The sequence below is a fragment of the Pseudoduganella sp. HUAS MS19 genome (assembly GCF_053615455.1).
This window is the reverse complement of the sequence record NZ_CM132133.1, coordinates 799,952-821,765: the sequence shown is the minus strand read 5'-3', so window position 1 is coordinate 821,765 and position 21,814 is coordinate 799,952. Positions and strand designations below refer to the sequence as shown.

The following is a 21,814-nucleotide window of genomic DNA, read 5'->3' as shown; positions in this document are numbered from 1 at the left end:
GTCACTTCTTCAGCAGTTTATCGACGGAGCCCTGGGTCTCAGGGTGGTAGCGCGAACGGGCCTTGGCATAGACGCCTTTGGCCCATGCCGCCTCGTTCGGGTTGTTCAGCAGCGCCTTGTACAGCGGGACCACGAACTTCTGGCGGCCCACGCTCATGAGGAAGGCATGCAGCGGCTCGCGCACGCCATAGCCGGCGTGCACGGACGCCAGCAGGAAGCGGAAGCCGATCTCATTATTCTTCGTGTCGCGCAGCTTGAAGGCTTCATCCAGCTCCTTCATCTGCGCGGCATTGGCCCTGGTGTCGATGCCGTTCAGGAAATGCATCCACTCCAGCGCGATCCATTGCTGCGTCTCCAGCAGGCTGGTGGCCAGCTCTCCCTTCAGCCAGGCCTCGCGCTTGGCGTCCAGCGCTGCCAGGCGGGTCGAATTCACGTACTGCGCGCTGGCCGGGATGCCGCTGCCGTGCAGCCATTCCTCCAACTCCGCCTCGCTCATGATGGCCGGATGCTTCGCCAGCAGGTTCTTGCGCAGGTAGTTGACGAATTCATCGGTGGTCGCCGACTGGAAGGCATGCTGGTCGAACCAGCCCCGCAGGAATGGGTCGAATACTTCGCGGCCGGCGCGCTGCTCCAGCGTGTGCAGCAGCCAGGCGCCTTTCGGATAGGCCAGCCCTTCGTCGGTGTAGGTATCCGGGTTCGTGTCGGGATCCTTGGTCAGCAAGGCTTGCTTGGCTGGCGGGATGTCTTTCAGCGAAGCGATCGCCTCCGACTGCTCCACCTGCAAGTTCATGTCCGCCACGTCCTTGCCATACAGGCTTTCCACGATGCGGGTGGTGACGTAGGTGGTAAAGCCCTCGTTCAGCCACCAGTGCTTCCACGACGCGTTGGTGACCAGGTTGCCGGACCAGCTATGCGCCAGTTCGTGCGCGATCAGGTCGTTCAGGCTGCGGTCGCCCGCGATCATGGTCGGGGTCAGGAAGGTCATGCGCGGGTTTTCCATGCCGCCGATCGGGAACGATGGCGGCAGCACCAGCATGTCGTATCGTCCCCAGCGATAAGGACCGAACAGCGCTTCGGCCGCGTTGACCATCTTCTCGGTATCGGCCAGCTCATAGGCCGCAGCGTCGATGCGGCCAGGCTCCGCGTACACGGCAGTGCGCGGACCGAGGTTACGCAACTCGATTTCGCCGATCGCGATGGCCAGCAGGTAGGCTGGTACCGGCTGCGGCATCCTGAAGTTCCAGCCACCCTTGCCGGTGGCATGCTGGTCGCCCTCCGCGCTCATCACAACGCGCATGCCGGCAGGCGCATCGATGTGGGCGCTGTAGGTGAAGCGCACGGCTGGCGTATCCTGCACCGGCGCCCAGGAACGGGCCTCGATCGGCTGCGACTGGCTGAACATGAAGGGACGCTTGCCGGACAGCGTCTGTTCCGGATTCATCCACTGCAATGCATTGGCAGTCGGCGCGGTGCGGTAATAGATGCGGACCTTTTCGGGTTGCGATTGCAGGGCAATGCGCAGCGCGCGGCCCTTCTTCGGGTCTTGCCTGTCGAGCATGAAGGAAGCTGGCGCCCAGCTGCCGTCGGGGCGCTTGACCTGCACCCGCGCGATCCTGAGCTGGCGGGTGTCGAGCACCAGGGTGCGCGCCGACTTGTCGATCCAGTTGAGCGAGAGTTCCGCGTAACCGTCGAGCGTCTTGCGCGCAAAATCGGCCTTCAGGGCCAGGTGCAAGTCGGTCGTGCGCACCTGGTCATAACGCGCAAAGCTCAGCGGATCTTGCGCCCACGCGGGCAACGCAAATACAGCCGCCACCGCGGCAGCAGGCAAAGACAGTCGGAACATGGCACCTCTCTGTTGTTACAAGCGCGCAGAGGATAGCACACCTAAAGTCGGGGTCAGCTCCGGCAATCGGACATCGATGTCCGATTGCCGGAGCTGACCCCGACTTTCAAATTACACCTTGACGTCTATTTCATAGGTGGTGCCATCGTCGACCAGGGCGATCTCCGTCGGCGAGGCGGGGGCTTCGCCGCGGGTGATGCGCAGGATGTAGGTGCTGCTGCCGTAGCGGTAGTGCAGCGTGAAGCCTGGCCAGGCGGCAGGCAGGCGCGGGGCCAGCAGCAGCTTGTCGGCCTGGCGCGTCAGGCCGAGCAGGGATTCCAGCAGCAGGCGGTACATCCAGCCGGAAGAGCCGGTGTACCAGCTCCAGCCGCCGCGGCCCACATGCGGTTCGACGGCGTACACGTCGGCCGTCACCACGTACGGTTCGACCTTGTAGCGCGCGCAGGTTTCGGCACTGGCGCCGTGCCGTACCGGGTTGATCATGCGCATCAGCTCCCAGGCCCGTTCGACGTCGCCCAGCCGCGCAAAGGCCATCACGGTCCAGATCGCTGCGTGGGTGTACTGCCCGCCGTTTTCCCGCACCCCCGGCACGTAGCCGCGGATGTAGCCGGGATTCAGGTCGGCCTTGTCGAACGGCGGGTCGAGCAGCTGGATCAGGCCGAAGTCGCGCCGCACCAGCCGCGCCTGTACCTGCTGCATCGCCCCTGCCACGCGCGCTTGGTCGGCGGCGCCGGTCAGCACGCCCCAGCTTTGCGAGATCGAGTCGATCTGGCACTCTTCGTTCTGGGCGGAGCCGAGCGGTGTGCCGTCGTCGAAGTAGGCGCGGCGGTACCACTGGCCATCCCAGGCGTTGGCTTCGATATTGGCGGCCAGCGTCCTGGCTTGCTCGCGGCATTCGCCGGCGAACGATGCGTCGTCGCGCTTTTCCGCCACTTCGGCAAAGCGCTGCAGCACTTCGATCAGGAACCAGGCCAGCCATACGCTCTCGCCCTTGCCATGCTCGCCTACCTTGTCCATGCCGTCGTTCCAGTCGCAGGAACCGATCAGCGGCAAGCCGTGCCCGCCAAACCGCAGGCCGTTGCGGATGGCCCGCACGCAGTGTTCGTACAGGTCGCCGGCATGCGCCGAGCGGCTCGGCATGTCGTAATAGGAGTCCTCTTCCGGCTGCACCGGCCGGCCTTCCAGGTAATGCGCCTGCTCGTCCAGCACCGACATGTCGCCCGTACTCGATACGTAGCGCCATGCTGCGAGCGGCAGCCACAGGTAGTCGTCCGAGCAGTGCGTGCGCACGCCGCGGTCGGAGGGCGGGTGCCACCAGTGCTGCACGTCGCCTTCGACGAACTGGTGCGCCGCACACAGGATCAAATGCTCGCGCAGGATATCGGGCCGCGTGTGCACCATTGCCATGGCATCCTGCAGCTGGTCGCGGAAGCCAAACGCCCCGCCGCTCTGATAGTAGCCGCTGCGCGCCCACATGCGGCAGGCGATGGTCTGGTACATCAGCCAGCCATTGGCCAGCACGTCGAGCTCCGGCTCCGGTGTCTGTACCTGCACCGCGCCCAGCACCTTGTCCCAGTGCGCATGGACTTCGCCCAGCGCCTGCAGGGCCGCACCGCGCCCGCCATGCCGCTGCACGACATTGGCGGCGTCGGCATTGCGGCGCCCACCCATGCCCAGCACGAAGACGATCTCGCGTTCCTGGCCTGGCTGCAGCTCGAACGGCGCCTGGATGGCGGCGCAGGCATCCAGCCCCGCGCCGGCCTTGCCGGACAGCCGCACCCGGCGCAGCGCGGCCGGCCGCGCCAGGCTGCCGTTGCGGCCGACGAACTCGGTGCGGTCGCACGTCACCGTACGCACTGACGCGTCGGCATTGAAGAAGGCCACGCGGCCGGAGAATTCGGTGTTGTAGGCATTGCGCGCGAACAGCGCACCGGTCACCGGATCGATCTCGGTCACGATATGCATGCCCGACTTGGAACGCATGTCGCCCAACACCCATTCCACATACCCGGTCACCGACAGCTTGCGCGCCACGTCGGAATCGTTGCGCACGCGGATCACCGTGTAGCGCACTGGCGCATCCAGCGCCACGAAGGTGGTCATGCGGCTGTTGATGCCGGTTTCGGCATATTCGAAGGAGGAGTAGCCAAAGCCGTGCCGCGTCAGGTAGCTGCCCGCGCCCGGCGCCGGCAAGGCGCATGGCGACCAGAAGCGGCCGGTCTGCTCGTCGCGCAGGTAGAACGCCTCGCCGCTCAGGTCCGACACTGGATCGTTATGCCACGGCGTCAGGCGGAATTCATGCGCGTTCTCCTGCCAGGTATAGGCCTGGCCGCTTTCCGACACCACGCTGCCGAACTGGGCGTTGGCGATCACATTCGACCAAGGCAGCGGCGTGCGCTTGCCGGCGCCGGTGGCAATCACATATTCCTTGCCGTCCGGGGTGAAGCCGCCCAGGCCGTTCACCAGGATCAGGTCATCGGGCAGGGGCACCCCTGCCGTGGCCTGGTGTTCCCGCACCGCCGGCTCGGCGCGCCCCTCCGCCATCAGCGGCGGCATGCGCAGTGTCGGCGCCACGCCGCGTTTCAACTGATCGGCCAGCGTGCCGCGCTCATCGCTCAGCACGGCGCGCGCCACCGTCTGCAGCAGCACGCGGTCTTCTGGCGCAATGCTCTCGGTCGGGCGCACGAAGATGCCGCCCGGCCGGTCGATGGTATGCGCGTCCAGGCCGGATGCGATCAACCCCATGATCTGGTCGTGCAGCGCCTGGCGGTAGCCGGATCGGTCCTCGTACCAGATCACCAGATCCACCACCAGTCCTTTCAGGCGCCAGTAGGCATGCGCCTGCACCAGCTGCCGCGCCAGTTCGATATTGGCGGCGTCGCGGATTTCCATCAGCACGATCGGCAAGTCGCCGGATATTGCATAGGCCCACAGGCCGGACTGGCCACGCTGGTTGCGCACCAGGATGCCGGGGTCGGCGCGCAGGGCGGCATTCGGGTAGATCACGTGGTTGGCCAGGCGTGCGTAGAGCTGGGCCTCGGCCTCGCTGGCGTTCAACTGGCGCAGCACCACCTGGCTGTGCGTCCACGCCAGTTCGAACACGCGGTCCGCCATGTGGCGGTCCTGGTATTTGTCGATCAGGTACTGGGCTGCATCGCGCGTATCGGTCATGCCGGTCACGACGTCGATCACCGACACCTGTCCCGGTTCAAGCGCGATGCGGTAGCGGATCGCCACCACCGGATCGAGCACCGATCCCTCGCTGCCGGACAGCGGCCCCGGCTCTTTCAATGCCAGCGGCAGTTGCGCAGTGTTGCCGCGGCCGATGAAGCGCGCACGGTCGGTTTCATACGATACATGCTGCACCTGTGCGTCATGCACCGTCATCACATGCAGCAGATAAGGCGTCTTCTCGTCCTTGCCGCGCGGGCGGCGCGTGCACAGGATGGCGCTTTCGTCCTCCACGATCTCGGTCTGCACGAACAGCTTGCTGAACGCCTGGTGCGCGTTGTCGGCCGGCGCCGGCGCCATTACCACTTCCCCGAAGCTGGTGATCTCGATGATGCGGCGCCGCTCGGAATGGTTGGAGATGCGCGTGCGGCGCATCTCGATATCGTCTTCCGGCGACACCACGATTTCCGTGTACAGCTCGATCTCGTTGTCGCTGCGGCGGAATTCGGCACGGCCTTCGGAGAAGATCACTTCCAGCCGCTTGGGCTCGGCCTGGGTCGGCTGGTAGGTGGTGGACCAGAACGCACCGTCCTCCACGTCCTGCACGTAGCAGAACTGGCCCCAGTTGTCGCGCGTGCTGTCTTCGCGCCAGCGCGTCACGGCCAGGTTGTTCCAGCGGCTGTAGCTGCCGCCCGCGCTGCTCACCATGACGTGATAGCGTCCGTTCGACAGCAGCTGGGTTTCCGGCACCGGCGGCGTGTGCTGGCTCAGAATACGCATCGGCGCCGCCTGGTCAGGCACCGTGCTGCGCACCGAAGCCTGCTCCGCGCTGGCCGAATGGAAGGCCCCGATGCGCGGGCTGCGCTCCTGCAGCACCAGCAGGGTCGATTGCAGCAGCGGGTCGGATTCGAAGCGGCGCTGCATCGGCCGGTCGTTCAGCACATAGCTCAGCGCCAGTAAGCCCATGCCCTGGTGGTGCACCATGAAGGATTTGATGATGGCAAATTGCTGGCCGCGCGGCAGGCGCGCCGCCGTGTAATCGATCGCCTCATAGAAGCCGTAGCGGCCCATGAAGCCCAGCGCCGCCATTTTCTGCAGGTTCTGGCAGGAGCTATCCGGATCGACCATCAGGCCCAGCATGGTGGCGTACGGCGCCACCACCAGGTCTTCCGCCAAACCGCGCTTCAGGCCAATGCCCGGCACGCCGAAGGCTCGGTACTGGTAGTTCAGCGCCGCGTCAGTCGTGTTGTAGCCCGACTCGGAAATGCCCCAGGGCACATTGCGCTGGCGGGCGTATTCCACTTGCGCCGCCACCACCGACTGGTAAGTCTGGTCCAGCAAAGTGCTCGGGTAGGTCGGCATCACCAGCAGCGGCATCAGGTATTCGAACATCGAGCCGCTCCACGACAGCAGCACGGGCTGTCCGTGCACGATGCAAAGCTGGCGCCCCATGGCGAACCAGTGCTCCTGCGGCAACTGCCCCTGCGCGATGGCGACGAAGCTGGCCAGCCGCACTTCGGAGGCCAGCAGGTCGTAGCAGCTTGCATCGAGCCGCCGTTCGCTCAGGTTATAGCCGATGGCCAGCAGCTTGGTGGTCGGGTTGAACAGGAAGCCGTACTCGCACTGGGCAAATTCATTGGCTTGGTGCGACAGGCGGTTCAGCATGTCGAGCCGTTCGCGCGCGCGCGCCGCACCCTGCTCCACCAGCGCGGCCAGTTGCTGCTGGCGTTCGCGCTCGTCCGGCGCCAGGTCGCTCAGCGCCGCGCCGGGCAATGGCCAGCTTGCCAGTTCGCGCAGGGTCGGCACGCGATCGAGCGTGGTGTCGTATTGCGCCTCGGTTTGCGCCGTGATCCAGGGCGCGAAGCCATCCAGTTCGTCCAGCATGCTGCGGCACTGTGCATGCAGCGCTTCTGCCCATGCCGCAACTTGCGGGTCGAGCGGGACCGAGGCCTGGCGCAGGAATCGCTCGGAGCCTTCGCATGCGCGCACCAGCCAGGCGCGCTGCTGCCGCAAGCTGGGCGGATAGGCGGCCGGCGGGGCCGCAATGGCCGCCTCCAGCACCGCCAGCGCTTCTGCCGCCACGCTGCCGGCCGAAGCGGCGGCTTCACGCACCAGGGCGCAGGTGGTGGCCAGGCCCTGCGCCAGGTTCGGGTGCACGATCGGCTGTTCGGCGATGCCCACCAGGCCCGCCTGCAGCGTGAGCAGGTGTCCCGCCAGGTTGCCGCTGTCCACGGTGGAGATATAGATCGGATGCAGCGGCTTCATCGACTGGGTGTCGTACCAGTTGTAGAAGTGCCCCTGGTGGCGCTCGAGCTGGGACATGCTGTCCAGCGTGCTGGCCGTGCGGGCGGCAAGCTGGCCGCCAGTGATATAGCCGAAATCGTAGGCGGTCAGGTTGGCCAGCAGCGCCATGCCCATATTGGTGGGCGAGGTGCGGTGCGCCACTACCTGGGTCGGATGCTCCTGCATATTATCCGGCGGCAGCCAGTTGTCTTCCGGACCGACGAAGGTTTCGAACCACAACCAGGTCTTGCGCGACAGCTTGTGCAGGAACAGGTTCTGGTCTTCCTTCAACGCGCGCTGCACGCGCGCAATGGGAAGGCTGATCCACCAGGCCACCAGCGGCGAGGCGAACCAGGCCGCGACGAAGATCAGCGCCGCCTGGAATGCCTGCGGACGCAGCACGGCCAGGCCGGCGCCCACGGCCAGCGCCAGCAACGGGGCGACCCACATGGTGCGCCAGTTGCTGGCCAGGCTGGTGCCGGAGCGCGACAGGCCCGACGCGCGCCACTCCAACAGGCGGCGCCGCGACACCAGAAGACGCCAGCCGGTGCGCACGATGGCATCCAGGCTGACATAAGCTTCATAAGGCAGGAATATCAGCGTCAGCAAGGCATGCGCAAACTGCATGCCGCTGCGGCGCAGCGAAGCCGGCACATGCTGGCTCCACAGGGTATCGTCCGGCTTGCGCAGCACGTCGTAGACGGCGCTCACCAGCGGCGGCAGGAAAATGATTGCCAGCACGGCCAGCGCCCAAAACCACGGGTGCGGCAATGCCGCAAAGGCCATCAGCAGCGACAGCGTCAGCACCGGCGCCACCAGGCTGCGGCGCAAGTTGTCGAACAGCTTCCAGCGCGACAGCGCGGACAGCGGATTGCTTTCATGCTTGCCGCCAGCCAGCGGCACGCGCCGCATCAGCCACGGCAGCAGTTGCCAGTCGCCGCGTATCCAGCGCTGGCGCCGGCTGACGTCATCGCGATAGCGCGCCGGGTAATGTTCATAAAGCTGCGCGTCGCTCAGCAGGCCGGCGCGCAGGTAGCAACCTTCCAGCAGGTCGTGGCTCAGGATGCGGTTGTCGGGGAAGCGCTGGCCCAGCACTTCTTCGAACACGTCGACATCATAGATGCCCTTGCCGATGAACGAACCTTCGGCGAAGACATCCTGGTAGACGTCGCTGACGGTGCGGGTATACGGGTCGATGCCAGGCTCGCCGCCGCACAGCTTTTCGTAACGCGACGCGTCTTCGCTCGGCAGGCTCACGGCCACGCGCGGTTGCAGGATGCCATAGCCGGCCACCACCCGCCGCAGGCGCTGGTCGATGCGCGGCAGGTTGAGCGGGTGGCGCATCGTTGCGACAAACTGGCGCGCCGCATCGCGCGGCAACTGCGTATCGCTATCGAGCGTGATCACGTACTTAAAGGACGGCAGGTCTTCGATATCGCCGACGATCAACGAGAACGCATCCTGCGCACCGCCGCGCATGAAGCGGTTCAGGTCCGACAGCTTGCCGCGCTTGCGCTCCTCGCCCATCCAGGCCCGCTGCGCAGCGTTCCAGCGGCGCGCGCGATGCAGCAGCAGGAATGGCGCAGGCGCGCCCTGCTCCGTGTATTTCAGGTTCAGGCGCGCGATGTTGGCGGCAACGCGTTCGGTCAGGGCGGCGTCGGCCGGCAGCGTCTGCTCCTGCGCGTCGGCGAAGTCGGTCAACAGGCAAAAGCGCAGGTTGGGATCGCGGTTGGCAAGGAAGCGCACCTCCAGCTGCTCGCACAGTTCATCGACGTTTTCCCGGCTGAACAGCAAGGCCGGCACCACCACCATGCTGCGCGCATCCGGCGGAATGCCATTGCGGAAATCCATACGCGGCAAGGGCTTCGGTTCGACGAACAGGGTGGCAACCCAATTGACCAGGGCCAGCGCGAGCTGGCTGCTGCCCATCAGGCCGAGGAGGCCCAATGCCAGCAGCGCCCATGGCTGCACGCCATCGCGCCAGGCGCGCTCCAGCATCAGTGCGGTAGCAATCACGGACAAGGCGCCAATCGCCCCGAGATAGGACAGCAGCGGCGCGGTGCGCATGGTGCGCTTCAGTGAGCGCAGCGGTGGCAAGCGCACGCCGACCTGGCGCTCCATCAGCAGCATGCCGTCACCCACCAGGTAATAGCCGACATGATGCAAGCGCGCGTCATGGTCGGCGGCGCGCGTGCGCGCCAGTTCGAGTGCCTGCTGCGCCACTTCCGCTTCCGTCGCGCGCGAATAGCGCGCCATGCGCTCAACGCTGTGGCGGTACTGGTCACGCGTGGAAAAGTCCATATCTGGATAGGTACCGGCGGGGTCCTGGCGCAAAGCCTGTTCCACCACGCTCATGGTCTCGACGAATTCTTGCCAGTCCATGGTGCCGAGGAAGCGCAGGCTGCCGATGCTGTTGGCGATCGACACCTGCTCCGCCGCCTGCAGCTGGATTTCCGCCTGGATCTGCTGCTCGATGGTCTGGCCCGATTCGGCCAGGCGATAGGTGATCCAGTTGAGTGCCAGCGTCAGGACCGGGCTCTGGCCCTGCAAGCGGCGCGCCAGTTCGGCCACGAAGCCGCTGGTGATGGGCGGTTCGGAGCGCGCCATGTCGGCCACCAGCAGGATCAGGCCACTCGGATTCTTGTCGGCGATTTCCACCATCTGGTCGGCCCAACTGTTCGCCAGGTCGCGCTGGAAGCGGTTCTCCGCCACGCGCGCCGCCACGCGGCGCAGGTTCTCGATCAGCGCCAGGCGCAGCATGATCGGGATGGCCCACAGCTCGCCCAGCTTCAGCGTTGCCACTTCCTGGTAGGCTTCGACGAAGCGGCTCAGGCTTTCCGGATCAACGCGGCCGTCGCCATGGGCGATGATCTCCAGCGCGATCTGATAGACGCGCGGCGTGCCTTCCGGCGCGCCTTTGGCCAGGCGCGGCAGCTCCTTGCTGTAGTCCTTGGGCAGGTGGCGCCGCGCGGTGCGGATCTGGTCTTCAATCAGGTAGAAATTATCGAGCAGCCACTCGGAAGCGGGCGTGATCTGGCGGCCCTCCTTGACCGCCTCGGTCAAGCCTTCGCAGGTGGAGCCGATCAGTGCTTCGTTCTCGCTCAGCCGTGCCAGCAGGCGGTCGCCGCCGCCGCGCTTGCTGAGCTCATGGCTCGCAGCCAGCGCTCGGCCATGCTGCTCCATCTGTTGCGCGCTGAACAGCTCACCGCGCAGTGGCAAATCATCTTCCTCACCGGTCCCCTTGGGCAGGGACCCCGATTCAGATTCCTTGAACCCGGCACTTGCGGCCGGCCATAAAAAAGGGTTCTCTTTCAAGGGTGGGCCTCACACTTATTCTTAGAACTGCCGCGCAGACCGGCAGTATGTTCCAAGCAATGTTAGGCGGGCGCACGACATGCGACTGTTCGCTAGCGTACATATGGGTCCGTTACAGATCAGCGCATTTCACACCCGCTATTTCGCACCAGAAAGAGCGCGAGTTTTTTTGCTAACCCTACCACTGAAAATCCGCATTTCCTGCCGGTCGGAGGCCGGCAGTGTATGCTGCTGTGTTTCTCAAAAGCCATCGCCATTTGCATGAAGAAAATCGCATTCCCTCTCATCCTGATCGCGCAAGCCTTGAACGCTGCTTACGCCCAGGATCAAGCCGCCGCCGACAAAGCGACGCCCACAGTGGAAATCAAGGGCAGCGCGGCCATGGATATCCGCCGCAACGATACCGCCACCAAGATCGTCGTGACGCAAGAAGAGATCCTGAAGAACGGCGACACCAGCATCGGCGAAGTACTCAAGCGCCTGCCCGGCATCACCCTGGACGGCGTGCAAGGCCGCGGCGGCAATATCCGCATGCGTGGCCTGGGCAGCGGCTACACCTCGATCATGTTGAACGGCGAACCGGCGCCACCGGGCTTCTCGCTCGATTCGCTGACGCCGGACATGATCGAGCGCATCGAGGTCATGCGCGCCGCCACCGCCGAGTTCAGCACCCAGGCGATTGCCGGCGGCATCAACATCGTGCTCAAGAAAGCCATTTCCACCGCGCAGGCCGAAATCAAGGCCGGCCTGCAATCGGACAACGGCCAACCCGGCGCCAGCGCCAACCTGCAAATGTCGGGCCGCAAAGGGCCATGGTCGTACTCGATCGGCGGCGGCTTCCTGCACGGCGACTTCGATCGTCCAAGCCGTTCGATCACCGAAGCCGCCGGAAGCACGCCCCTGCTGCGCCGGGGCGAAACCAGCAGCGACGGCTATTTCCGCAACATCAACCTGGCACCGCGCATCAACTATGCGATCAAGCCCGGCGACGTGATCACCTCGCAGAGCTTTCTCGCGCTCAACCGCTTCCGTGCCGCCAACAAGGAACGCATCAGCACCGGGTACGGCGAGCAGCCGATGTTCAGCGCCCTGGACCAGGCTATCAAGGCCGATATGGAATTGTTGCGCACGGACCTGAGCTGGGCGCGCCCGCTGGCCGATGGCGCGAGGCTGGATATGAAGGCGGGCCTGAACTACAACCACCGCAACGTAAGGGCGCCGAACCTGCAAACCGGCGCGCTGTTCGAGCGTGCCCGCAGCGTGACTTCCGAGTCCACCGACAAGGGGTTCACCAGCACCGGCAAATATTCCAGCCCGCTGATCCCTGGCCACGCGCTGGCGACCGGCTGGGATATCGGCTACAGCAAGCGCGATGAGGACCGTATCCAGCGCGAGCAATTCCTGCGCGCACCAACCGGCACCGCGCCGCAGAACCTTGATGAAGTCTATTCCGCCAACGTGACCCGCCTTGCCGCCTACGCACAGGACGAATGGAATGTGACCGACCGCTGGTCCGTCTACTTTGGCCTGCGCTGGGAAGGCGTGAACATCCAGAACACCGGCACCGACTACGGCAGCATCGACAACAACTCCAGCGTATTGAGTCCTCTGTTCCAGACCCTGTACAAACTGGGCGACAAGAAGAAGGACCAGCTGCGTTTCGGGCTGAGCCGCACCTACAAGGCGCCGGCCGTAGGCGACCTGGTCCCGCGCCGCTTCACCTCCAACAACAACAGCTCGACTTCGCCGGATTCCATGGGCAACCCGGACCTGAAGCCGGAGCTGGCCTGGGGCCTGGATCTGGCGTTCGAGCATTATCTCGGCGAAGGCGGCGGCCTGCTGTCGGCCAGCACTTACGCGCGCCGCATCGAAGACATCACGCGCCGCCGCGTCGACCTGGTCGACGGCGTATGGGTCGCGCGCCCGGTCAATGCCGGCAGCGCCAACACTTACGGCATCGAGCTGGAAGCCAAGCTGCCGCTGCGCTCGATCATGAAGGAAGCGCCGGGCGTCGAGCTACGCGCCAATCTGACGCGCAGCTGGTCGAAGCTGGACACCGTGCCAGGCCCGAACAACCGCCTGGACCAGCAAGTGCCGGTCAGCGGTACGGTCGGCGCGGACTGGAAGCTGGACAAGCTGCCGCTGACACTCGGCGGCTCGTACAGCTACCAGGGCGGCGGCGCAGTACGCATCTCGGAGCGGCAGTACGCCTATTCGGTGCCAAAGCGCGCGCTGGACCTGTATGGCTTGTGGAAGTTCACTCCGAAGACGCAACTGCGCCTTTCTGCCTCAAACATGCTGCACCAGGACAACCTGGCGCAGTCCTCCTACATTGAGGCCACCGGAAGACGTAGCGACACCACCATCACGCCGACCAGCGTCCTGTTCCGCGCGATGCTGGAGATGAAGCTGTAAGGAAGTCGGCGGCCGGCTGGTCGCCGTTCTTTTTCGTGCCACGGGTCAAGACAAACTCATGGCGCCGCCCGCATGCAAATGCGGCGACAATCCGGCATGGCGCCGACTTCTCCGAAAAAAACGGCGGCCAACGGCCGCCGCAAGCAGGATACAACCTCACAAAATCATGCAGCCAGGGCCAGGGCTGGCGATGCCAGGGCAATTCCTCCACCCAGGCTGAAAGCGTTTCGATAGCCGAGCCGGCGCAGGCATTGCGCCGCTTTGGCGCTACGGTTTCCGCTGCGGCAGAAGAACACCAGCGGCGGCCGTTCTGCGGCATCGAGCCAGCCTGGCACGAACGCCGCCAGCCGGCTCAGTGGGACGCTCTGCGTCGCGCGGCCGCCAGGAATGCAGGCGGCCTGCTCGTACACCTCACGCACGTCCACCAGCACTGCCTGCGGCTGCGTTTCCAGCAGGCGCGCCAGGGTAATGCTGTCCATGTTCAGGTCTGTGCCGGCAGCGCCGCTTTGCGCCTCCGCGCGCAAGCTGGTGCAACAGGCGTTCAATTCTTCTCGGCCGGCGCACAGCAACGCATCGTCCGGGAACTTGCCTTCCAGTGCGGAAAACGGCACTAACCCGGTAAAGGCATAGTGGACTTTGTCGCCGCTGCAAAGCAGGTAGGCGTGTCGGCCGGAACCCAGCGCCACGCGGCGCAACTTGTGCGCACCGAACGCCAGGCTCTCGCTGTCGGCCGGCCACGCGGCGCCGCCTTGCGTGCTGAAGCGCGCGGCGATCCGGTAACCGTGGCTGAGTAGCAAGCTGTCGATGCGTTCGGCCAGTTCGTCCTGGTGGTCGATTACGATGCATTGGCGGGTAGGAGCATCGAGCAGCAGCCAGGTATGGCTGCCGCCCAGGCTCAGTTGCAGCACGCCTTCCGGGGCGTTTGCCGTGGCACCCGGCGCATCCAGCAAGCCGGCGGCGCGCAGGGCCATGCCGCAGCGCTCGATGCGCGCGCAAGCTTCGCTGATGATGTCTTGGCTGGCCAGCGGGCCGAAGGACATGCGCACCGCGCTGCTGCTGCGCCAGGCCGGCAAGCCCATCGCGTCCAGCACATAGCTCGGTGCTGCCTTGGCGGCGGAGCATGCGCTGCCGGCGCTGACGCGCACGTTGGCGGCGTCGAACACATCCAGCAGTTCCTTGCTCGACAAACCGGGCACGGAGAAATTCAGGGTGGTCGGCAGCGCCTTGTCGAACGGTGCATTGAAGACGATGCCGGGGAAGGCCACGCGCAGGCTGGCGGCCAGCTGTTCGCGGAAGCCATGCAACTCGGTCGGCGAGCGGAAGGTGCCGCCCTCTTCCAGCGCGGCCAATACGGCGCCCAGCGCTGCAATTCCGGCCATGTTTTCAGTACCGGAGCGCAGGCCTGCTTCCTGGCCGCCGCCCATCACCAGCGGGGTATAGGGCGCGCCATCGCGTACATACAACATGCCGATGCCTTTTGGCGCATACAGCTTGTGGCCGGAGAACGGCGCGTAATCGATGCGGGTGTTGCCCAGGTCCAGCGGCAGCTTGCCGAGGCCTTGCACGCAGTCGACCATCCACAGCGCCTTGCTGCCTGTTAGCGTCGCGCCAATGCCGGCCAGGTCGGATACCACGCCGGTTTCATTATTGGCCGCCATGGTGCAGACGAATGCCGCTTGCGGCGCCAGCGCGCGCAGCGCGGCCAGGTCGTGGCGGCCATCGCCGTCGACCGGCAGCTTTTTCAATTCGAGGCCCAGGCCCAGCAAACGGTTCCAGTGCGCCAGTGCTTCCGGCACCGCCTTGTGCTCGGTGGCGCCGTAGAGCAGCAGGCTGCCGATCAATTCACCGCGCGCGCGCCGTTCGCGCAGCGCACACAGGGCCGACAGCACGGCAGTCTGGATGCCTTCCGTGGCGCCGCTGTTGAACATGATGCGGCCGCTGCCCACGCCCAGCAGGCGTTTGGCGCGCTGGCGCACGGTGTCCATCATGGCCTTGGCCTTGAGGCCGGTGGCGTGAGTGCTGCTGGGATTACCGAAACACTCGCGCATGGTTTGCACTGCCGCGTCGATGGCGGCCGGCAGCACGCAGGTGGTGGCATTCCCGTCGAGGTAGATTTCTTTGCTCATACTCAATAGTTTACGAACTGCTTGTGAATCAGCCATTCCAAAATTACCTCAAACAGGCCTTAATGTAGAATAAGCATTCCAAATATCGATATAAATAAAAATGAATGATCTCGACCGCTACGACTACGCGATTCTTGGAGCATTGCAGGTCGACGGCACGCTCTCAGTGGCCGAGCTGGCGGAGAAAGTTGGACTTTCGACCACGCCATGCTGGAAGCGCCTGAAACGGCTGGAGGAAGATGGATATTTCGACCGCCGGGTGGCGATCGTCAACCGCCGCAAGGCGGGCTTGCCGGTGACCGTGTTCGTCAGCGTGCGCACCAGCCAGCACGATGAGAAGTGGCTGGCGAAGTTCGCAGCCGCCGTGGTGGCGTTGCCGGAAGTGCAAGAGTTCCACCGCATGAGCGGCGATATCGACTACCTCTTGAAAGTAGTCACCACCGATATCGAAGGGTATGACCGTTTTTACAAGAAGCTGATCAAGGCCGCGCAGCTGACCGGCGTTTCATCGGCCTTTTCGATGGAGCAGATCAAGTACACCACCAGCCTGCCGCTTGACCTGGTGTCGCACGGGGCGGGTGGCTGAGAGTAGCTGGCAAGCGTGGGATAATGGCCGGATGCTGAAATCCGCGCTTCTTTCCCTGCTTCCCGCCCGCAGCAATACCAGCCAGCGCCAGCGCTTGCGTGCCAGTGCCGGCGCCTTGCTTGGCCTTTTGATAACCAGCTTTGCCGCCCACTACCTGTTGGGCGACAATGCGATGTGGCTGGTGGCGCCGATCGGCGCTTCTTCCGTGCTGCTGTTCTGTCTTCCGGCCAGCCCGATGGCGCAGCCGTGGGCGGTCATTGGCGGCAATGTGGTGTCCGGCTTGATGGGCGTGGCCTGCGTGCAGTTCCTCGGCCCCGGCCCGATGGCGGCGGCCCTGGCCACTCCGCTGGCAATTGCCGCCATGTTCGCGCTGCGCTGCCTGCATCCGCCCGGCGGCGCCACGGCGCTGATGATGGTGATCGGCGGCCCGGCAGTCCATGCCATGGGTTACCGCCTGCCTTTGGGACCGGTGCTGCTGGACTGCGTGCTGATCGTGCTCGCGGCGATCGTCTACAACAACCTGACCGGGCGCCGCTACCCACACAGCCAGCAACTGGCGCACCCGAACCCGCATGCGACGAAAGACGAGGTACCGACCGTGCGTTTCGGCTTCCAGCCGGAAGACCTGGACGCCGTGCTGCGCCAGTACAACCAGGAGCTCGATATCAGCCGCGACGACCTGGAAGAACTGTTCCTGAAAACGCAGATGCGCGCCTACCAGCGCCGTTTGGGCATCATCACTTGCGGCGACATCATGTCCAAGGATGCCGTGACGGCGGAATTTGCAACGCCCCTGGCCGATGCCTGGCGCGAAATGCGCAAGCACCGCATTGCAGCAGTGCCGGTATTGAATCGCGTGCGGCGCGTGATCGGCATCGTCACCACCAGCGATTTCATGACCCATGGCGGACTGGATGATTACCACGGCATGCGCCGCCAGTTGCGCGACTTCCTGCGTCCCTCCGGCACGACGCATTCGGAAAAGCCCGAAGTGGTCGGCCAGATCATGGTCAGACATCCGCGCACGGCCAGCGTCGACACGCCGATTACCGAACTGGTGCCGCTAATGGCCGATTCCGGCTTCCACCACATTCCCGTCCTCGATCACGAAGACCGCTTTGCCGGCATCGTGACCCAGTCGGACGTGGTGGCGGCGCTGTATGCTAGAAACGCTTTGTCAGCGTCAGAAGGCCGGACTCCGTCTTCATATCAAGCCGCTTGAGCACGGAGTTGCCAAGCAGGATGACACCCAGGCCGGCTTCGTTGATCGAGCCATCGACGTTGGAAAATTCGAACTCGCCGACCCTCACCTTGTCCAGCTTCACGATCCAGACCGGCGCCGTGCCGGCTGCCGTCTGGGTGAAGGCGCGGCGCCCCTTGTTCTTGTAGTCGATGCCCATTTTGCCTGCCAGTGCGGCCGGAATCGACACCAGCGTGGCGCCGGTATCGAGCATCATGTTGACAGGAAAGCCATTGATTTCGCCGGTGACGGAATAGTGGCCATTGGGATCGGGCGACAGCACCATCGAATTGCCGCCACTATTTGATTTGGACGCCGCGAATTCGCCGAGACGTATCGTGTAGCGCTTGCCGCCTTCTTCAATGGTGGCTTCGCCGGACGTCACGCCCACCAGTCTGCTACCATCAGGCAGCGTGGCGCCAACCGGATAAGTGCGTGGGGCGCCGCCGTTGACCGACAACAGGGCCCGCTCTTTCAGGGTGCCCACCAGGCTCACATCGGCCTGGGCCGACACTGCGGTTAACATTAAAGCAGCAACTAGCGCGATACGCATTGCAGGAAACTCCGGTCAAAATTGCATTTTGACACACTTTCGACCGTTAAATTGTTGACTCTTCGGTGCAACATTTCGATAGAATCTAGGCATATGCAAACGTTGAAAAGGGTGCTTGCACTCGCCCTCGAAGAAGCGCAAACCGGTTTTGCGACATTGTGCAAACGGATGACCGACCAGGCCGACGCAGTTCTGGGGGAAGCCCTGCGCACAGCGCCGCCGACGGAACAGCGCCTTGCCGGGGCATGCCGCGTCTTCCTGCGCGAGCAGGGGGCCGCCATGCGCGCGCGCATGGAACGCTCTTATGCCGGCCTGCTGGCGCGCGCCATGCAGACCATGCACACCGACCTGCGTACCGGCCTGCACAACTTCCGCGCCGACACCCTGACCCTGATCGACGATGAAGTGGTGACGCGCCAGATCGAAGTCGAGCGCCTGCTGCTGAAGCTGCGCGACGCCGACGAACTGAGCCTGGGTCACCTGAACCTGATCATCGCCCAGATGCACGGCGACAGCGAGGTGCGCGAGCGGGAGAACCCGTTCCGCCCTTACCTGCTGGCGCGCTCCCTGTACGACGCGCTGCATGCCATGGTGGCAGACGAAGCGCAAAGCAAGCTGCTGTTCGACACCCTGTCGCAAGCCATGACGGCGGAGCTGGGCGACTTCTACACCCGCCTGCGCGAAGTGTTCGAGTCGCGCGGCATCCGTTCGCGCCTGGTGGCGCGCCCCTCGGCGCTGAACCGGCTGGAGCAGGAGCGCCTGGCCTGGCAGCGTGCCGCGACCGGCCAGGCGGACGTCGACGCCGCCATGCGCCAGCGCGTAGCGCGCCTGGGCGCGGTGCAGCAGGAGATCCGGCAGGATTCACCGCCGAGCATCCTGCAAGGACAAGCAAACACGCCGTCCAAGCCGGAACTGCAGGAGCTGGTCTTCAGCATCTTCAATCCGTCCGGCGCACGGCGCAGCGCCCCGCAGCAGCAAAACACGCTGCGCGCGCAACTCGATAGCGCCTTGCGCCAGCTCCAGCGCGAACATGCCGGCAGCGGGCCGCAGCCGCCCCTGGCCCTGCTCGAGCGGATGGCCAACCTGCCGCACGGTTCGGAGCGCATCGTGGTGGAACTGGTCGGCTTGCTGTTCGAATTCATCCTGAATGACGACCAGCTGCCGAAAGGCATCCGCGTACAACTGAGCCGGCTGCACGCCCCCTTCCTGCGCGCGGCACTGAAAGATTTGGCTGTACTGCAAGGCGCCCACCTGCCGGCGCGCCACCTGCTGGACCGCATTGGCAGTGCCGCCGCCGGCATCGGCGCCGATTCGCCGCTGATGCAGCCGTTGCAGGGCGAGGTGGAGCGACTGGTCAACCAGGTATTGCAGCTGTACGAACATGACCCTTCCGTGTTCGCCGATGCCTGCCTGGAACTGGACAGTTTCCTGGCAGCCCAGCTGCGCGAACACGACCCGGTCGTGCAGCGTGCGATGCCGGCTTTCGAACGCGCGGTGAAGGTGGCGCCGTTCGTGGCTGCCCTGGCCGACACCTTGCGCGGCCAGCTCGAATCGGTCAACGTCGACCGCCGCATGATGGACTTCATCACCGGCACCTGGGCCCAGGTCATGGTGCATACTTACGGCCGCCAGCCGGACTACGGCAAGCTGCTGCCGGAGCTGGTGTGGAGTGCCCAGGAAAAGATCCTGCCGGAAGAACGCGCGGTGCTGATGAAGATGCTGCCGGCCCTTGGCCGCGAACTGCGTGCCGGCCTGGCAACGATCGGCATGAAGGAAGCGGATGCGCAGGCAGCGCTGGACCAGCTGGTGTCGCTGCACATGGATGTACTGTCCAACAATATGCCGATGCCTACCACGCCGCGCCTGAACGTGGCGGGACTGCGCGAGCGCTTCGCTGCCATCGATCCGGGCCAGCCAGGCCTGATGGCTGCAACGCATGCGGATGCCTTGCCGGCCCAGGCCCAGTTCAGTGCCGAATTCGCGCTGCATGGCATCCTGGCCACGGTGCAGCCCGACCCGGCACTGGCCCCGGTAACGAGCTACGAAGACGAATGGCTGCAGTGGGCGCAGGCGGGCAATGGTTTCGAACTGCTGTCTGGCGACAAGTATGTGCCGCTGCGCCTCGGCGCCGTCGCTGCCCGCAATGCAGGCTTCCTGTTCACGGCGCCGGACCATGCCACGCCGCTGGTGTACTCGCGCGCTGCCATGCTCGCCGCCATGCGCGATGGCAGCCTGCGGCCGGTGGAATACTCGCCGCTGTTCGAGCGCGCGGTGGAATCGCTGATGACGGGCGCGGAGTCGCTCGACGCTGCGTAGCGATCACGACTCGGCCTGCCACAGCTCCCAGCAACCGCCCTGCAGGCGGAAACGGTAGGTGACGGGACCGGCTTCAACCTCCATGTTGCCGGCCTCCTGCCTTACGGCCATGCCGTGCTTCTTCACCATATCGCCCAGCAGCTCCTGGCTGCGGTATTCGGTGCGCGGCACCTTGCTCATGGCCGGGCCGTCAAGGCCGTTAAGTACTTTCTCCAGCGGGTCTGTGGTGCGCGCGTTGGCGAACATGCGGTCCGACTGGTAGCGCGCCAGGAAGGCGTCGAACGATTCAGGCGCTTTGGCCGCGCAGCCCTTGCGCATGGTTTGCACGCCCTTGGCGAGCGACGGCAGCAACCGCGTCGAATACCACATGCCGCCTAACACGGCGCCCGCCAACAACATATAGAACATTGCGCGCTTGCTCAGCATATTTTCACAGTGATGAATCTTCGAATTGCCACAGGTACCAGCAGCCGTCCTGCTGGCGGAAGCGGTAGAAATAGATCAGCGAATCGGAGTCGGGCCGGAAGACGTTCAGTTCCATTCCGCCCGGCGTTGCAAGCTGCCTGCGCGAGAGGTGGTCGGCCTTGATCGTATCGGCGATCAGGGATGAGGCGGCAAACTCCTCGCGCGTTACCAGGGTTTTCTTTTGATCCAGCGTCGCCAGGGATTCAAGCGGAAACACCGTGCGCGCCGTGGCGAACTGGCGATCGCTCATATAGCGCGGCAGGAAGCTTTCGAATTTCTCAGCCACGCAGCCGTGCTGCACCGGCGGTGCTGCGCATCCGGCCAATGTTGCCACGATAGCCATCAGTGCCAGGATTCTTCTCATTTTTTCTTCGCTCCCAGGAAGATCCTACCGGTCACAAGCACCAGTAGCAATGCCGGGGCACTGGCGAGGGAGAAGCAGCAATAAGCCAGCAGCCCGATGGACAGCAGCTTGCTCGCCATCACGCGGTACCGTGGGACCAGGCGCGGCGCGGAGAGCAGTACTGCCAACAACAGTGTGGAAAACATTACCGGCCAGCCGATGCCAAGCGAATAGCGCTCTGGGGCGGCCAGGTGCCGGCTTTCCGGCCACGCCATGGCTAGCGCCATCATCAACACGGCGAACCAGGCCATGAATGCCGCATCGGCAAGCGGGTTGCGCGGCTGCGCTTCGCTGGCTGCCTGCAGTTCGTCAGGGATGGGCATCCGCTTGAACATGCCGATATCGCTGCCGCCCGTATTCCCGGTCGGGACCAGGCCGAGCGCGGACCCCAGCGCGCCCAATACGATGCGCAGCAACTGGCCGAATGCCGCAGCCGCACGGCCACGCTGCAGCTCCACCCTCAGCATCAGCCAATGTGTCAGGACATGCGGCCACACCTGCTGTTGGCCGATCACGTGGGCGCGTTCAAGGTGCGCCATAGCCGCATTCAGTTTGCCCCCCGCCATATGGCTGCGCGCTGCTGCGATCTCCCAATCGAAGCTCATAGCGGACCGAAGTCTTTGCCTTCCGACAGTTTGTAGACCTTGATCTTGTCGCCGGTGCGCACCATGCGGCGGTCGAGCGCCGGGAAGTCCGCCACTTCGCTTGCCAGGTTCTCCCCGCCCATCAGGTAGACCAGGTCCTCAGTGCCGCGGTTGATCATCTGGTGCGCCTTGGATGGCGCGGGGAAGCCGACAAAGTCGCCCGGCTCCAGTTCATAGTCCTCGCCGTCGATATGGGCAATACCGCGCCCCGAGAGGATATAGACCCACTCCTCCTCGTTATGGTGCAGGTGGTAGGCGAACGACTCCTTGCCGGGCTTGAGGCGGCCGATGCTGACGCCCGTGCGCTTCAAGCCCGCCATGCGCGACAGTTGCGCGCCGCTGATCTCGGAATCGGGATTCCACGGATGCGAGAACGTGCCTTCCGCTTCCTGTGCGGCGGCCTTACGAACGATGTGCGGATACGACATGCGGCTTTCCCCCTCGTGTTTAGCGA

12 protein-coding genes are annotated in these 21,814 nt (G+C 64.8%); 4 read left to right on the top strand and 8 right to left on the bottom strand.

The window, feature by feature from the left end; translation table 11 throughout:
* Nucleotide 1: 1 nt before the first annotated feature.
* Both ACWBU6_RS03765 and ACWBU6_RS03760 read right to left on the bottom strand, forming a co-directional pair.
* Nucleotides 2–1,843, bottom strand: coding sequence for a M1 family metallopeptidase (locus ACWBU6_RS03765; RefSeq protein ID WP_452647533.1), 1,842 nt, complete (start codon nt 1,841–1,843; stop codon nt 2–4).
* Nucleotides 1,844–1,954: 111 nt separating this feature from the next.
* Nucleotides 1,955–10,516 (bottom strand): GH36-type glycosyl hydrolase domain-containing protein, encoded by an 8,562-nt coding sequence (locus ACWBU6_RS03760; RefSeq protein WP_452647532.1) that lies wholly within the window; start codon nt 10,514–10,516, stop codon nt 1,955–1,957.
* A gap of 357 nt (nt 10,517–10,873) precedes the next feature.
* On the opposite strand from ACWBU6_RS03760, the gene ACWBU6_RS03755 reads away from it, so the two are divergent.
* Nucleotides 10,874–13,027 (top strand): TonB-dependent receptor plug domain-containing protein, encoded by a 2,154-nt coding sequence (locus tag ACWBU6_RS03755; protein WP_452647531.1) that lies wholly within the window; start codon nt 10,874–10,876, stop codon nt 13,025–13,027.
* Between the two features lie 164 nt (nt 13,028–13,191).
* Here ACWBU6_RS03755 and ACWBU6_RS03750 read toward each other — a convergent pair whose 3' ends face one another.
* Nucleotides 13,192–15,153, bottom strand: a complete 1,962-nt coding sequence (locus ACWBU6_RS03750; RefSeq protein ID WP_452647530.1) for an aminotransferase class V-fold PLP-dependent enzyme — start codon at nt 15,151–15,153, stop codon at nt 13,192–13,194.
* 100 nt (nt 15,154–15,253) lie between these two features.
* Between ACWBU6_RS03750 and ACWBU6_RS03745 the strand changes: the two genes are divergently transcribed.
* Complete coding sequence (locus ACWBU6_RS03745; protein ID WP_452647529.1) at nt 15,254–15,739, top strand: Lrp/AsnC family transcriptional regulator; 486 nt, start codon at nt 15,254–15,256, stop codon at nt 15,737–15,739.
* Nucleotides 15,740–15,770: 31 nt separating this feature from the next.
* On the top strand, nt 15,771–16,961 hold the full coding sequence (locus tag ACWBU6_RS03740; RefSeq protein ID WP_452647528.1) for an HPP family protein: 1,191 nt from the start codon (nt 15,771–15,773) through the stop codon (nt 16,959–16,961).
* Here ACWBU6_RS03740 and ACWBU6_RS03735 read toward each other — a convergent pair.
* The gene (locus tag ACWBU6_RS03735) at nt 16,903–17,505 is read right to left on the bottom strand and encodes a TIGR02281 family clan AA aspartic protease (protein WP_452647527.1); all 603 of its coding nucleotides are present in this window, start codon (nt 17,503–17,505) and stop codon (nt 16,903–16,905) included. The genes ACWBU6_RS03740 and ACWBU6_RS03735 overlap by 59 nt on opposite strands.
* A gap of 120 nt (nt 17,506–17,625) precedes the next feature.
* On the opposite strand from ACWBU6_RS03735, the gene ACWBU6_RS03730 reads away from it, so the two are divergent.
* Complete coding sequence (locus ACWBU6_RS03730) at nt 17,626–19,848, top strand: DUF1631 family protein (protein WP_452647526.1); 2,223 nt, start codon at nt 17,626–17,628, stop codon at nt 19,846–19,848.
* 3 nt (nt 19,849–19,851) lie between these two features.
* Here ACWBU6_RS03730 and ACWBU6_RS03725 read toward each other — a convergent pair whose 3' ends face one another.
* Genes ACWBU6_RS03725 through ACWBU6_RS03710 form a run of 4 tightly spaced genes read right to left on the bottom strand, consistent with a single transcriptional unit; the run spans nt 19,852 to nt 21,788 of the window.
* Nucleotides 19,852–20,274, bottom strand: a complete 423-nt coding sequence (locus ACWBU6_RS03725) for a hypothetical protein (RefSeq protein ID WP_452647525.1) — start codon at nt 20,272–20,274, stop codon at nt 19,852–19,854.
* Nucleotides 20,275–20,278: 4 nt separating this feature from the next.
* Nucleotides 20,279–20,677, bottom strand: a complete 399-nt coding sequence (locus ACWBU6_RS03720) for a hypothetical protein (protein ID WP_452647524.1) — start codon at nt 20,675–20,677, stop codon at nt 20,279–20,281.
* Entirely contained in the window at nt 20,674–21,321 is a 648-nt protein-coding gene (locus tag ACWBU6_RS03715) for a DUF3703 domain-containing protein (RefSeq protein WP_452647523.1), read from the bottom strand. Before ACWBU6_RS03715 ends, ACWBU6_RS03720 begins: the two co-directional genes overlap by 4 nt.
* Nucleotides 21,318–21,788 carry a cupin domain-containing protein gene (locus ACWBU6_RS03710; RefSeq protein ID WP_452647522.1) on the bottom strand — a complete coding sequence of 157 codons (471 nt, stop codon included), beginning with the start codon at nt 21,786–21,788 and terminating at the stop codon, nt 21,318–21,320. The genes ACWBU6_RS03715 and ACWBU6_RS03710 overlap by 4 nt, the downstream gene beginning before the upstream one ends.
* Between the last annotated feature and the right edge of the window lie 26 nt (nt 21,789–21,814).